General features: G+C 69.8%; 10 protein-coding genes. 2 read left to right on the top strand and 8 right to left on the bottom strand.

What is annotated here, in order from left to right; genetic code table 11:
• Positions 1-9: 9 nt before the first annotated feature.
• From BLO63_RS03830 to BLO63_RS03815, 4 genes are all read right to left on the bottom strand, one after another.
• The gene (locus BLO63_RS03830) at positions 10-1,491 is read right to left on the bottom strand and encodes an aldehyde dehydrogenase (protein WP_091436855.1); all 1,482 of its coding nucleotides are present in this window, start codon (positions 1,489-1,491) and stop codon (positions 10-12) included.
• Positions 1,492-1,677: 186 nt separating this feature from the next.
• Positions 1,678-2,736, bottom strand: a complete 1,059-nt coding sequence (locus BLO63_RS03825) for an LLM class flavin-dependent oxidoreductase (protein ID WP_091436854.1) — start codon at positions 2,734-2,736, stop codon at positions 1,678-1,680.
• A gap of 18 nt (positions 2,737-2,754) precedes the next feature.
• Positions 2,755-4,530 carry an alpha/beta fold hydrolase gene (locus BLO63_RS03820; RefSeq protein ID WP_091436853.1) on the bottom strand — a complete coding sequence of 592 codons (1,776 nt, stop codon included), beginning with the start codon at positions 4,528-4,530 and terminating at the stop codon, positions 2,755-2,757.
• Positions 4,523-5,143 (bottom strand): amino acid synthesis family protein, encoded by a 621-nt coding sequence (locus tag BLO63_RS03815; RefSeq protein ID WP_091436852.1) that lies wholly within the window; start codon positions 5,141-5,143, stop codon positions 4,523-4,525. The genes BLO63_RS03820 and BLO63_RS03815 overlap by 8 nt, the downstream gene beginning before the upstream one ends.
• Before the next feature lie 152 nt (positions 5,144-5,295).
• Here BLO63_RS03815 and BLO63_RS03810 point away from each other — a divergent pair, with 152 nt between their 5' ends.
• Positions 5,296-5,991 carry a GntR family transcriptional regulator gene (locus BLO63_RS03810; RefSeq protein ID WP_091436851.1) on the top strand — a complete coding sequence of 232 codons (696 nt, stop codon included), beginning with the start codon at positions 5,296-5,298 and terminating at the stop codon, positions 5,989-5,991.
• Between the two features lie 95 nt (positions 5,992-6,086).
• On the top strand, positions 6,087-7,508 hold the full coding sequence (locus tag BLO63_RS03805) for an FAD-binding oxidoreductase (RefSeq protein ID WP_091436850.1): 1,422 nt from the start codon (positions 6,087-6,089) through the stop codon (positions 7,506-7,508).
• A gap of 15 nt (positions 7,509-7,523) precedes the next feature.
• On the opposite strand, the gene BLO63_RS03800 is transcribed toward BLO63_RS03805, so the two are convergent.
• The 4 genes from BLO63_RS03800 to mmsA all read right to left on the bottom strand — a co-directional run bounded on the left by BLO63_RS03800 (position 7,524) and on the right by mmsA (position 14,122).
• Complete coding sequence (locus BLO63_RS03800) at positions 7,524-10,148, bottom strand: AAA family ATPase (protein ID WP_091436849.1); 2,625 nt, start codon at positions 10,146-10,148, stop codon at positions 7,524-7,526.
• Positions 10,145-11,269 (bottom strand): metallophosphoesterase family protein, encoded by a 1,125-nt coding sequence (locus tag BLO63_RS03795; protein ID WP_091436848.1) that lies wholly within the window; start codon positions 11,267-11,269, stop codon positions 10,145-10,147. Before BLO63_RS03795 ends, BLO63_RS03800 begins: the two co-directional genes overlap by 4 nt.
• Before the next feature lie 118 nt (positions 11,270-11,387).
• Positions 11,388-12,575, bottom strand: a complete 1,188-nt coding sequence (gene mmsB, locus BLO63_RS03790) for a multiple monosaccharide ABC transporter permease (protein WP_091436847.1) — start codon at positions 12,573-12,575, stop codon at positions 11,388-11,390.
• Positions 12,572-14,122, bottom strand: a complete 1,551-nt coding sequence (gene mmsA / locus BLO63_RS03785; RefSeq protein WP_091436846.1) for a multiple monosaccharide ABC transporter ATP-binding protein — start codon at positions 14,120-14,122, stop codon at positions 12,572-12,574. Before mmsA ends, mmsB begins: the two co-directional genes overlap by 4 nt.
• Between the last annotated feature and the right edge of the window lie 47 nt (positions 14,123-14,169).

The following is a 14,169-nucleotide window of genomic DNA, read 5'->3' as shown; positions in this document are numbered from 1 at the left end:
GGCTTGGCCTCAGCGCATCACAAAGGGATCGGCGATCGGCTCGTCTGATGTGCGCAGCCAGACCGACTTGGTGCGGGTGTAGTCGCGGATCGATTCCGCCCCGCCCTCGCGGCCGAGGCCGGACAGGCCGTAGCCGCCGAAGGGCACGATGGGCGAGACGGCGCGATAGGTGTTCACCCAGACGATGCCGGCGCGCAGCCGCCGGATGAGCCGGTGGGCGCGAGTGAGATCGCGGGTGAACACACCGGCGGCGAGGCCGAACGGGCTGTCATTGGCCTTGGCAACGGCGTCGGCCTCGCCCTCGAAGCTGATGACACTGAGCACCGGGCCGAACAGTTCCTCCGCCGCGCAGGGCACTTCATTGCCGGCGCAGGCGAGGATGGTCGGGGCGTAATAATTGCCGGCTGTGAACCCCTCCGCCCGCTGTCCGCCGGTCACCAGCGCGGCACCGGCTTCGAGGCTTGCGGCGACGACCTGCTCGATATGGGCGAGCTGGCGCGCGGTGGCGAGCGGGCCCATCTCGGTCGCCGGGTCCTGCGGGTCGCCGATGCGGATACGGCGGGCCTTCTGCGTGAGGATGGCGAGCAGCTTGTCGCGCACGCTCTCCTCGACGAAGAGGCGGGAGCCAGCGACGCAGCTCTGGCCGGAGGCGGCGAAGATGCCGGCCACCACGGCATTGGCCGCGCTCTCCAGATCGGCATCGGCGAAGACCAGCACCGGCGATTTGCCGCCAAGTTCCAGCGTCGTGAAAGCGAGGTTTTCCGCCGTGTTGCGCACCACATGCCGCGCGGTCGCCGGCCCGCCGGTGAAGGCGACGCGGGAGACGAGCCTGTGTGCGGTGAGCGTCTTCCCGCACTCCTCGCCGAAGCCGGTGAGGATGTTGACGACGCCGGGGGGAAAGCCGGCCTCATGCACCAGCCTTGCGAAGGCGAGCAGCGGGGCGGGGCCTTCCTCCGACGCTTTCAGCACGACGGTGCAGCCCGCCGCCAGCGCCGGGCCGAGCTTCACCGCCGAGAGGAACAGCTGCGAATTCCACGGCACGACGGCGGCAACGACACCGATCGGCTCACGGCGCAGCCAGGCTTCCATGTCAGGCTTGTCGACGGGCAGATGCGAGCCCTCGACCTTGTCGGCAAGGCCGCCGAAATAGCGATAATATTCCGCGACATAGCCGATCTGCGCCCGGGTCTCGCGGATGATCTTGCCGGTGTCGCGGGTCTCCAGTTCGGCCAGTTCCTGCGCCTGCGCGGCAACAAGATCGCCGAGCCGCATAAGCAGCTTGCCGCGCTGGGTGGCGGTAAGGCCGGCCCATTCGGGCGCCTCAAAAGCGCGGTGGGCGGCTTCCACCGCGCGGTTCACGTCGTCGGCGGTCGCAGCGGGCATCACCGCCCAGGGCTGACCGGTGGCGGGGTCATAGCTCTCGAAGCTGGCGCCGCCGGTCACGAAGGCGCCATCGATATAGAGCCGGAAATCGTCGCGCAGGGCGGTCATCGGGACTCCTTCGGCGCCAGATGGGAGGCGGGCCTGCGTGCTTCGAGGCCGGCCTGCGGCCGGCACCTCAGCATGACGAGGCGCGATGCCAAAAGGGTTCGGTCGTCATCCTGAGGTGCCCGAGCGCCGCTCGGGCCTCGAAGGACGCAGAAGGCCGATGCCGGGATGATCTGCATGGTTCCCCCCTCACGCCGCCGCTGTGGCCGACCCGGCAAAGGCCGGCATCACATGGCGGATGAAGCGGTCGAGCGACTTCGCCTTGCGCGCGTGGCTGATGCCGGCGTCGATCCAGAGCGAGAACTGGTCGAAGCCAAGCGCCTCATAACCCTTCAGCCGGGCGATCACCTCGTCGGGCTCGCCGATGACGAGATTTTTCCGCACAACCTCCGGGGCGAAGTGCGGGACGGCGGCGCGCTCTTCGGCTGTCAGCGGCGCCATGATCGCCTGATGGATCGGCCGCTTATTGGCGAACCAGGCGCCGAACAGCCCGTACCAGGCGGAGAGATCCTCGGCGAGCTGGTCGGCCTCGTCGGGCGAATCCGCGACAAAACAGTGCTGAAGCAACATGATCTTCGGGCGCGGCACGGCGGGGTGGTCGGCGACCGCGGTATTGAAGCGCTCCATCAGGCTCGCCACCTCGCCATCGCCCGAGGCGAGCGGCGTTACCTGCACATTGCAGCCATTGGCGACGGCGAAGGCATGGCTGTTGGGGTCGCGCGCGGCGATCCAGATCGGCGGGCCGCCTTCTTGCACGGGCTTGGGCGAAGCGGTGGAGGTGGGGAAGCTCCAGAACTGGCCCTCATGGGCGTAGTCGCCGGCCCAGAGCTTCTGCACCGCCGGCACCAGCTCGCGCATGCGCAGCCCGGCGCCCATGGCGTCGAGGCCGGGCAGCAGGCGCTCATACTCAAAACTGTAGGCGCCGCGCGCCACGCCGAGATCGAGCCGGCCCTCACAGGCGATGTCCATCATCGCTGCCTCACCGGCCAGCCGGATCGGGTGCCAGAACGGGGCGATGACATTGCCGGTGCCGAGGCGGATGGTCGAGGTCTTGGCCGCCAGATGGGCGAGCTGGATGAAGGGGTTGGGGGCGATGGTGAAATCCATCGCGTGGTGTTCGCCGATCCACACCGTCTCGAAGCCCGCGCCCTCGGCGGTGAGCGCCAGTTCCTCCAGCTCGGCGAACAGCCTTGCGTGGGGAATGGCGGGATCGGTGCGCTCCATATGGACGAAGAGGGAGAACTTCATGGCGGTGATCCCGGTGTCTCAGCCGTGCGGCGCGGGGGTGGCGAGGGGATGGACGACGCCCTGCGCGGCATCGCCGACATAGATGCCGAACGCATCCTCGCGGCGCTCGCGCAGATAGCGCGCGAGCATGGAGCGGGTGGCTTCATCAGGCAGGCGGGCGAGGTCGACCGCGTCGAGCGGCACGAGGACAGCGCCCACCGACGCGGCGGGTGTGCCTTCAAAGCTGCCGCGATAATAGAGCGAGACGGTGGGCGGGCCGTCGCCGGCGGCTGGCGTCTCGAACACCGCGAACAGGAAGCCGAGCCGTCCCTCGACGCCGAGCTTGCTGAGCGCGCCGCGCAGGCTGCGCGGGTTGGCGGCGGGCTCCAGGCAGGAGCCGGTGGGCAGCGACAGGCCGCCCTTGCCGTCCTCGACCAGCAGCAGCGCGCCGTCCGCTTCCAGAATGGCACCGACGCGGGCGGGTTCGTCGCGCCTGGCCAACGCCTGCAGGCCGAGCGAGACATCGACATAGGCGCCGCGGCAATAGCCGAGCGGGGCGACATCGCGCGCGCCGAAGCCCCTGACATGGCCGATCAGGATCACATGGTCGCCGGCTTCCACCACCTCGTGGCGCGTGCAATCGAACCACGCCGCCGCGCCAGACATGACCGGGCTGCCGGCGGGACCTAGTTGCCAGGGCGCGCCGGAAAACTTGTCCGGCGACTTCGAGGCGAACAGCGCCGAGACGTCCTTCTGCTCCGCCGCCAGCACCGAGACGGCGAAATTCGCCGCCGCTGAGAACACCGGGAAGCTCGACGCGGTTTTCGCCAGGCAGACGAGGATCAACGGCGGATCGAGCGAGACGGAGGAGAAGGAATTGGCGGTAAAGCCGCGCATCTCGCCGTCAGCGTTGCGGGTCGTCACCACGGTCACGCCGGTGAGGAAGGCGCCGAGCGCCTGGCGGAAGGCTTTGGGATCGAAAGCGGGGGCGGCGGCCCGCGCGTCGAGAAAGGCGAGCAGCCTTGCGTTCACCTCGCCCGGATGGGTCAGCGTCATCATGTGGCGGGCGCCTTGCAGCACCTCGGCGCGGCCCTGCGGGGCGAGCGCCGCCATCGCCTGCGACATGGCCGGGGTCGAATTGGCATCGCCGTCGGCGGTCATGAACAGGGCCGGCACGGCAAGGCTGGCGAGCCGGTCGCGATGGGCGTCGTCGGAGGCGGCGAACAGCGCATAGGTGCGGGCATAGCCGACGGGGTCGCCGGAAGCGAGCAGAGCCGCGACCTGCGCCGCGCTCGCCTCAAGCTCCACCGGCACCGGCGCGCCGAACCAGCGCGCCACGGCGGCGGCGTGCGAGGCGGCGCGGCCTTCCGCCTCCAGCGAACCGGCGCGGGCGGTGACGATGGCGCGCTGTTCCGGCGTGCGGCAGAACACGGCGTTGAGCGCGGCGACGGCGCGCACCCGGGCGGGATGCGACAGCGCCGTCTCCAGCGCCACCAGCGCGCCCATGGAATGGCCGACCAGAGCGGCGGAGGGCAGGCCTAGCCCGTCCAACAGCGCGACGACCTGATCGGCGTAATCGGACAGGCGGGCGTCTTCCGGCGGCAGGCTGGAGCCGCCATGGCCGGGCATGTCGAGGGCGATCACGTCATGGCCGACGGACAGCGCCACGATCTGCGGGCCCCACACCTCGCTCGCCATGCCGACGCCATGGATCAGCACCACAACAGGCGCGCCCGCCACGCCGGCCCGGCGATAGGCGACCTGCGCCGGGGCGCCATCGCGGCCGGAATAGCGGAGGGTGCGAAGCTCAGCCATGCGAGGCGTCCGCCGGGGCGGTGTCCAGCCCCTGAGTGGAGCCGAGGTCCTTCAGGTCCTGATAGCGGTCGCCGATGCGGTGATGCGGGCGGCCACCGATGGAGGCGCCGAGCGCGACCACGATCTCGTCGGGCGCCGGGGCGTCGGGAATCGCGAACTGGATGGTGAGGTAATGCGAGCGGCGCCCCTCATCCAGCTTGTCCATCAGCGGAATGGCGATGGAAGCGTTCGGCCCGCCGCGCGTATTGGTGAAGGCGAGATAGCTCTTGGCGCCGACCGCCTTGCGGTAGTGATTGCCGAAACGCAGCGTGTGGATCAGCGCCGAGGCGTGCTCCACCTCGCCCGAGGTGCCGACGATCGCCGCCTTGCCATAGCCTTCCACCGCCTCGCCCGAGCCGGCCATGCGCAGGATTTCCTCGGTCAGCAGCGCGCCGAGCTGGGGGGCGATGTCGTGAATCTCGGGCTTGAGATCCTCGACGAAGCCGCGCCCGGCCCACGGGTTGGTCAGCACGGCCGCCGCCGCATACAGGCGCAGCGGTGTGGCGGCGGCGCGGCCGCCCTCGATCAGCGTGGTCTCGGAATAGGTAACGAGCTTGCGCAGCTGCAACGGCATGATGGGTTCCACGACAGAAGGGCTGGATCGCCGCCCGAAGCGGTGTTCAGGGCGGGTGTTCTCACGTTACGTATGATGGTATACCATAAGACAATCGAGTCAATTGTCATCCCGCGCCGCTCGGGCGACAAGAGGCGGGAACGGAGACGGCCATGGTCGCGACGACGGAATCGAACACGGCGAATGAAGAGATGAAGGTCGAGCGCAGCGTCACCACGCTGCGCAGCCTGACGCTGGAAAAGATGCGCGACGCCATTCTCGATTTCCGCTTCAAGCCCGGCGAGCGGCTGGTCGAGCGCACGCTGTGCGAGCGGCTGGGGGTAAGCCGCAGCGTGGTGCGCGAGGTGCTGCGGCATCTGGAGGCCGAGGGGCTGGTGGAAACCATTCCCCATCAGGGCCCGGCCGTGACCAAGCCGGACCCGGCGCAGGCGGCACAGATCTACGAGATCCGCGGCCTGCTGGAGAGCGAGGCGGCGCGGGCCTGCGCGCTGAACGCTTCCGAGGCCGCCATCGCCGAGCTCGGCCGGGTGATCGACGAGATCGACGCCGCTTTCCAGACCGGCAGCCCGCGCGAAGTGCTGCGCCGGACCACGGAATTCTACGAGAAGCTGTTCGTCGCCGCCGGCAAGGAAGTGGCGTGGGACGTGGTGCGCTCGCTCAATGCCCGCATCAACCATCTGCGCTCGATGACCATCGCGCAGGAAGGGCGGCACAGGGCCGCCATCGCCGAGATGCGGCTGCTGCACGCGGCGCTGCTGCGGCGGGACGGGGCGGGCGCCTATGAGGCCAGCCGCGCCCATGTGGCGACGGTGGCCGGACTCGCCGGCGCCATTCTCAGCCGGATCTGACCCGCCGCCGCGTATCGCCCCGGCTTGCCAGCCGCGCCGCGCACCGGCTATCTCGGCCGGCCCGCATAGGGTGGATGCGAGCGGCGAGGAACGACATGGCAGAGATGGACCCGATCAGCACCGTTCTCGGCCGCCTGCCGCCGGAGATCACCGCCACCGACCCGGATGTGGTGGCGCGCTATCTCACCGATTTCCGCCACTTCCGCACCGGCGCCGCGCGCGCCGTGCTGCGCCCGCGCTCCACAGTGGAGGTGCAGGCCATCGTCACCCTTTGCGCCGCCCATGGCGTGCCGCTGGTGCCGCAGGGCGGCAACACCTCCTATTGCGCCGCCGCCACCCCCTCGCCGGATGGCGGCGAACTGGTGCTGAGCCTGGAGCGGCTGAACGCGGTGCGGGCGCTCGACGCCGCCAATCTCTCGCTCACGGCGGAAGCCGGCTGCGTGCTGAGCGTGCTGCAGGAGGCGGCCGACGCGGCCGGCCTGATGCTGCCGCTCGATCTCGGTTCGCGCCAGTCCTGCCAGCTCGGCGGCGCGCTTTCCACCAATGCCGGCGGCATCTCGGTGCTGAAATACGGCATGGCCCGCGACCTCGTGCTGGGGCTGGAGGCGGTGCTGCCGGACGGGCAATTGCTCAACGTGCTGCAGCCACTGCGCAAGAACAACACCGGCTACGACGTCAAGCAGATGCTGCTCGGCGCCGAGGGCACGCTCGGCATCATCACCGCCGCCTCGCTGAAGCTGGCGCGCAAGCCGGCGCAGACCGTGACCGCCTTCCTCGCCGTGGCGGAGATCGACGCGCTGACCACGCTGCTGGCCCGGGCGCAAACACTGACCGGCGAGAACATCACCTCGTTCGAATATGTCTCGCAGCATTCGCTCAGCCTGCTGCTGGCCGCGCAGCCCGGCCTGCGCCATCCGCTGGAGACGCCGGCGCAGCACTATGTGCTGATGGAGGCGCAGACCTGCTCGCCGGTGCTGGCGCTGGAGGAGGCGGTGGGGACCTTGCTGGAGGAACTGATGGGCGAGGGGCTGGTCAGCGACGGCACGCTCGCCAATGGGGGCCAGCAGCGCGACCAGCTATGGTATTTGCGCGAGCATATTCCCGAGGCGGAAGTCGCCAATGGCGGCTCGGTGAAGCACGACGTCTCGGTGCCGACCTCGGCTTTGCCGGCCTTCATCACCAAGGCCAGCGCGCTGGTGGACGCGCACGGCGCCGGCGGGCGGCTCTCCATTTACGGCCATGTCGGCGACGGCAATGTCCATTTCAACGTGGTCGCCCCGGTGGGGGCGGAGCCGGCCGTTTACAAGCCATGGTTCGAGCGCGAGGTGTCGCCGCGCATCTATGACCTTGCGGTGGCGATGGGCGGCTCCTTCGGCGCGGAATATGGCATCGGCATCGTCAAGCTCGACCTGCTGGACCGCTATGGCGACAAGGCCAAGCTCCACATGATGCGGGCGCTGAAAGCCGCGCTCGACCCCGCCAACATCATGAACCCCGGCAAGGTGGTGCGGGGCTAGAGCGCAGCGCCGGCCTCAGGGCTGCCAGTCGGTCATGGTCAGCACGTTGCCGCCGAGCTTCTGGAAGGCGCGCTGGCGGCAGGAAAAGACGATGATCTGCTGGTCGCGCGACTGGCGGTGCAGCGCGTCGAACATGCGCTCGATGCGGTCGTCGTCGGAATAGACCAGCGCATCGTCGAGAATAACCGGCGCCGGCCGGCCGTCGCGGGCGAGCAGGCGGGCGAAGGCGAGGCGGGTGAGCACCGAGAGCTGTTCGCGCATGCCGCCGCTGAGGCGCTCGACATCTTCCTCATGACCGTTGCGGCGCAGGGTCTGCGGCAGCAGCGTCTTGTCGTCGAAGGTGATGGCGGCATCGTCGAACAGCAGGCCGAGCAGCGGCGTCAGCTCGGCCATCACAGGCTTGAGATAGAGATCGCGCGCCTGCGCCCGCGCCGCTTCCAGCGCCGAGGCGAGCCGCTGCAGCACGCGGATTTCGGCGGCGAAACCCTCGACGCGGGCGCTGGCGGCGGCAAGCGCCTCCTTCGCCTCGCCCCACATTTCCTCCACCGCCTCGTCGGAGCGGGTACCGATCTGAGCGTTGAGGCCGGCAATGGCCTCGCGCAAAGTGGCGGCTTCCTTGTCGGCGGCGTCCTCGACCGAACGGGAGCGCCTCAGCGCCGCCTCGGCCGATTCGAGATCGATGACCGTAGCGCGCAGGCGCTGCAGCTGCGCCTCGGCGGCCGCGCTGTGTCGGTCGCGTTCCGCGAAGCGCTCGGAGAGTTCCTGCAGCCGGGCGCCGCGCGCCTCCGCCGGGCCGAGAATGGCCTCGATCTGGGTTCGCTCGGCCCGGAGCGCCGCCAAAGCGGTCTCGGCCTCGACAAAGGCCTCGTCGGCGCGGGCCCGCAGCGGCTCGGCTGCCCGCAGCGCCTGCCGGGCGAGGGTGCGCCGGGCCTCGGTGGCGGCGAGGGAGGCGCGGAGCGGCGCGGGGTCCTCGTCCGGACCCGGTGCCTCGGCCTCGACCGCGCCGGGCATCGCCGCCGCCTCGCGCAGCCGCGCCAGCCCTTCCGGGGCGAGCAAAGCCAGCCGGCCCTGCAGCTCGCGCGCTTCGGACTCGATCTGCTGCGCCCGTATCTGCCGGGCGCGGGCGGCGGCGAGGGTCGCCACGCCCATGGCGGCCAGCAGCGCGCGATGGCGGGCCAGCGCCTTTTCCAGCCGGCTATTGTCCTGCGGCGGCCGGTTGGAGCGCAAAGTGAGGGTGCCGAGGCCAGGGATGACCAGCTGCGCCTGGCCCTCATAGCCGCGTTCCTCGCCCTCGCGCAGCGGCGTGGCGTCCATCAGCACGGGCGAGGCAGCGCCGGGTTGATAGGCGATCGCCACCGAGGGGCGCGCCGCCTCCTCGACCGCGCGAAGCTTGGCGATGTCGATTTCCAGCGCCTGGAGTTCTTCCACCGCGCCTGCCGGGAGCGTCTCGACGGCGAGCCGGGCCTGCGCCCCCTCCAGCGCCTGCCGGGCGGCCTCGGCGCCGGCCAGCCGCTCGCTCAACGCCGCGTGCCGCGCCAGCGTCTCGCGCGCCTTGAGCGCGGCCTCGACGCGGGCGAGGCGCTGGCGCGCCTCCTGCTCGGCGGCTTCCGCCGCCGCAACCTCGGCATGGGCCTGCTCCACCCCGGCACTGGCCGCGTGACGCCTGGCCACCGCCTCGTCGCGCCGCTGCTCGGCGCCCTGTAGCGCGGCCCAATGCGCGTCCGAGGTGGCAAGGACGGTGCGAAAGGCGGTGAGTTCCCGCTCGGCGGCGGTGCGGCGCTCGCGGGCCAGCTTCCATTCCGCCTCGGCGGTGCGCAGCGCCTCGCCCTGCGCCTTGGCCGCATCGAAGGAAGCCTGCGCGGTCTCCACCGCCTTGCGCCGGGCCTGACGCTCGCCGGCATCGTCCAGTTCGGCGAGCCGCTTCACCGCGACGGCGCGGCGGTCCAGCGCCTCGCGCAGGACGCGGACATCCTCGGCCAGCCGCTGTTCCTGCGCCGTCAGCCGGTCGCGGGCGTCGATTGCGGCGGCGTAGCGCCCATTCGCCTTGGGCTTCCCGCTGGGGGTGACGAGTTCGGCCAGCGCTTCCTGCGCCGCTGCCATGATCTCCGCCATGCGCCGGCCGCCAGTGACGGCCTCGACCTCGCCCTGCACCGATTCCAGCAGGCTGGCGCGCACCTGCTTCTCGCTGTCCTCTTCCGACTTGCTGCGCTTCTCGATGCCGGTGAGGCCCTGCCGCACCCAGAGCAGCCCGGCCGGGCCGGCGGTGCCGCCACGGATGAGGCCGGCGATGAAGGCCTCCGCCTCATCCGCCTGCGCCACCAGCCGGCCGGTCGCCAGATCGGTGACGCGGGCGAAGCGGCCGCCATAATATTGCTTGGTGAGGCGGTAGCGGCCCTCTTCGGTGGCGATGTCAGCCTCGACCAGCGGGCTGCCGCCGCTATAGGGCCGCAGCCGCTGCACATCGCCCGGCGTGCCGGAATGCGGCTGGAAGAACAGCGCGTGCAGCGCCTCGAAGCTGGTCGACTTGCCGAATTCGTTGACGGCGCACAGCACGTTGACGCCGTTGCCGATGCCCTCGATCGCCACGCCGCGTTGGGCGAAGCGCTTCACATTGAACAGGCGCAGCGCCGAAATTTTCATGGCGCGGCACCTTGCGCGTAGGAGTAGAGCCGCGCCAGCGCCGCGCGGGCGACCTCGCGCTCGGCGGCAGAGCGGGAGGCGTCGCCCGCCTCCGCCAGCAGCGCATTGGCCGCCTCGCGCAGCGCGCCGCCGCGGTCGATCAGGTCGAGATCATCCGCTTCGCAGGCGGTGACGAGGCCCGCCTCGACCAGCTCCAGAAAGGCGAAGTCCGGCGCCGCCTCGGCGACGGCGCCCGCCAGCGCTGCCTGTCCGGCCAGCCGGGTGCGCCCGGTGGCGATGAGGCGGGCCAGCGTCTGCCGGCGCGCCCGCGCCTCCGGCAGCACCGCCGCCAGCGCCAAAAGGGGGTCGTCGCCTTCCAGCAGGTGCAGGTCGAGGTCGCGCCAGGCGAAGCTCGCCGTCGGCAGCGCCGTCACCTCGGGCAGGGCGCTCGCCCCGGCAAGGCTGACCAGCAGCGCCGTGCCCGGCGCCTCGTGCTTGAAGCGGTCCGGCTCGGGCGTGCCGCTGTAGCGAGTGCGCGGGTCGATCTCGACCGCGCCGTGCCAGTCGCCGAGCGCGAGATAGGCAAGGCCGGCCCGGCGGGCACGGTCGGGCGCGATCACGTCGCCGGCCACCGCGTCCTCGGAAAAGCTGCGAATGGCGCCATGGGCGAGGCCGAGGCGCAGCGTGCCCTCGGGAGTCGGTTGGGCGTCCATCCACTCCGTGAGGTCGCGGCCGGGCCGGCGGGTGGTGCAGGGGGCGGGCAGCAGCACCACGCCGGGGGCGAGATCGAGCGGCCGGGCCTGGGTGGCGAGGATCACATTGTCAGGCGCCTCCGCCGTCAGCGTCGCCCAGAGCTGGGTCGCCTGCAGCGAATCATGGTTGCCCGGCAGCAAGACCCAGCGCAGCGGCGCATGGTGGCGCATTTCCGCCAGCGCCTGACGGCGCACATCGGGGGCCGGGGTTTCGGTGTCGAAGGTGTCGCCGGCGAGAAGGATGGTGGCGGCGCCCTGCTCGCGCGCGTGCTGCGCCAGCCGGGCGATCACGCCATGGCGCGCCTCGCGCAGGCGGCTGGGCAGGTCGCCGGAAAAATTGCCGAAGCGCTTGCCCAGATGCAGGTCGCTGGAATGCAGGAAGCGGAACATGGCGCGCCGGGTGCGGGGAGGGTTGCGGACAACCGGGGTCGGCCAGCGCGCCGCGCTTGTCAAGCCGGGCGCCCCGCAGGACCCGGCACCCGCTCGGGAGCGCCGGGCCGCAGCCGCCTCAGGCGCGGCGCTGGTTGTAGACGTCGAGGCAGACGGCGCCGAGCAGCACGAGGCCCTTGATGACCTGCTGGTAGTCGATGCCGATGCCGAGGATCGACATGCCGTTATTCATCACGCCCATGATCAGCGCGCCGATCACCGCGCCACCGACCCGGCCGACGCCGCCATAGGCCGAGGCGCCGCCGATGAAGCAGGCGGCGATGACGTCGAGCTCGAAGCCAAGGCCCGCCTTCGGCGTCGCCGTGTTCAGCCGGGCGGCGAAGACGAGGCCCGCCAGCGCCGCCAGCACGCCCATATTGACGAAGGTGAGGAAGGTGAGCCGCTCGGTCTTGATGCCTGAGAGCTTGGCCGCCTTCTCATTGCCGCCGACGGCATAGATCTGCCGGCCGATGGTGGTGCGGGTGGTGACAAACGCATAGAGCGCGATCAGCGCCGTCATGATGACGAGCACATTCGGCATGCCGCGATGCGAGGCGATCAGATAGGCGAAATAGGTGATGATGCCGAACAGCGCCACATTCTTGGCGACGAAGAAGCCATAGGGCTCGGTCTCGACATGGTGCGCCTCCTGCCGGGCGCGGCCGCGAAAATTCAGCCACACCAGCCCGAGGGCCAGAACGGCGCCGACCGCCAGCGAGGTGGGATAGAGACCGCCGGCATCCGGCACCAGTTCCGGGATGAAGCCAGAGGACAGCTTCTGGAAGGTGGGCGGAAACGGGCCGACCGACTGGCCGGCGAGGATGGCGAGCGCCAGCCCCTTGAACACCAGCATGCCGGCCAGCGTCACGATGAAGGACGGGATCTTGAAATAGGCCACCCAATAGCCCTGGGCGGCGCCGATCAGCCCGCCCAGCGCCAGGCAGATCAGCGTGGCGGGGATGTAGTGGACATCGAACTTCACCATCAGCACGGCGGCCACCGCGCCGATGAAGCCGGCCACCGAGCCGACCGAGAGGTCGATATGGCCGGTGACGATGACCAGCAGCATGCCCAGCGCCATGATGACGATGTAGCTGTTCTGCAGCACCAGATTGGTGAGGTTGAGCGGGCGCATCAGCGTGCCGTTCGTCACCACCTCGAAGAAGATCATGATGGCGAAGAGCGAGATCAGCATCCCGTATTCGCGCAGATTGTTCTTCAGGAAGCCGGCATGCTGCGGCTTGTCCTTGAGAGCGGTATCGCTCATGCCAATGCCTCCATAGGGCGCTGCTCTCCCTTGCGCATGATGGCGCGCATGATCTTCTCCTGCGAGGCCTCCGTGCCTGTGAACTCGCCGACAAAGGCGCCCTCGTTCATCACGCAGATGCGGTCGCAGATGCCGAGCAGTTCCGGCATCTCGGAGGAGATCACCACCACGCCTTTGCCGGCATCCGCCAGCTCGTTGATGATGCAGTAGATTTCATATTTGGCGCCGACATCGATGCCGCGTGTCGGCTCATCGAGGATCAGCACCTTGGGGTCGGTGAACAGCCATTTCGACAGCACCACCTTCTGCTGGTTGCCGCCGGAGAGCTTGCCGGTTTCCTGGAACACGCTGTGGCAGCGTATGTGCATCCGCCCGCGATAGTCGGAGGCGACGCGCAGTTCCTTCATGTCGTCGATGATCCGGCCCGGCGCGATCGCCGGCAGATTGGCCAGCGTGACGTTCTTGCGGATGTCCTCGGCCAGCAAGAGGCCGAGCTGCTTGCGGTCCTCGGTGACATAGGCGAGGCCGGCGTCGATGGCGCGGCGGACGGTGGAGAGATCGATCGGGCGCCCCTCCATCTCCGCCCGGCCGGTGATCTTCTGGCCCCAGGACCGGCCGAAGATGCTCATGGCGAATTCGGTGCGCCCGGCGCCCATCAGCCCGGCAATGCCGACGATCTCGCCGCGCCGGACCTCGAAATCGACGTTTCGGATCACCTGCCGCTCGGAATGCAGGGGGTGATAGGCCGACCAGTTCGTCACCTTGAAGATCGGCCCGCCAATGTTCGGCTCGCGCTTGGGATAGCGGTGTTCGAGGTCGCGATCGACCATCTTCGAGATGATGCGGTCCTCTTCCACCGCGCCGTCATGGCAGTCCAGCGTGTCGACGGTGCGCCCGTCGCGCAGCACGGTGATGCGGTCGGCGACCTTGGAAACCTCGTTCAGCTTGTGCGAGATGAGGATGGAGGCGATGCCCTGCGCCTTGAACTCCAGCAGCAGGTCGAGCAGCGCCGCGCTGTCCTTCTCCGACAGGCTGGCGGTCGGCTCGTCGAGGATGAGCAGGCGCACCTTCTTCGACAGCGCCTTGGCGATCTCGACCAGCTGCTGCTTGCCGACCCCGATATTGGTCACCAGCGTGTCCGGGGATTCGTCGAGGCCCACCTTCGCCAGCAGTTCCTTGGTCCGCTGGTGCACCGCCCCGCGGTCGATGATGCCGAAGCGGCCGGGCGGGTTGGCGATGAAGATGTTCTCGGCGATCGACAGCAACGGCACCAGGGCGAGTTCCTGGTGGATGATGATGATCCCCAGCGATTCCGAGGCGTTGATGTCGCTGAAGCGGCGCTCCTCGCCGTCGAAGACGATGGCGCCGTCATAGGAGCCGTGCGGGTAGACCCCGCTCAGCACCTTCATCAGGGTGGACTTGCCCGCCCCGTTCTCGCCGACAAGGGCATGGATCTCGCCAGGTCGGACGGCGAAGGTGACATCGCTCAGCGCCTTCACCCCGGCGAAGTGCTTGCTGATGCCCTGCATTTCGAGAAGAGCGTTCATGGCTCGCTCCAATGGCCGGGCCCGCGCCGGAACCAGTCCGGCGCGGG

The organism is Ancylobacter rudongensis, from assembly GCF_900100155.1.
GTDB lineage: Bacteria > Pseudomonadota > Alphaproteobacteria > Rhizobiales > Xanthobacteraceae > Ancylobacter > Ancylobacter rudongensis.
The sequence above is the reverse complement of the archived record's forward strand: the minus strand, read 5'-3'. Positions and strand labels throughout refer to the sequence as shown.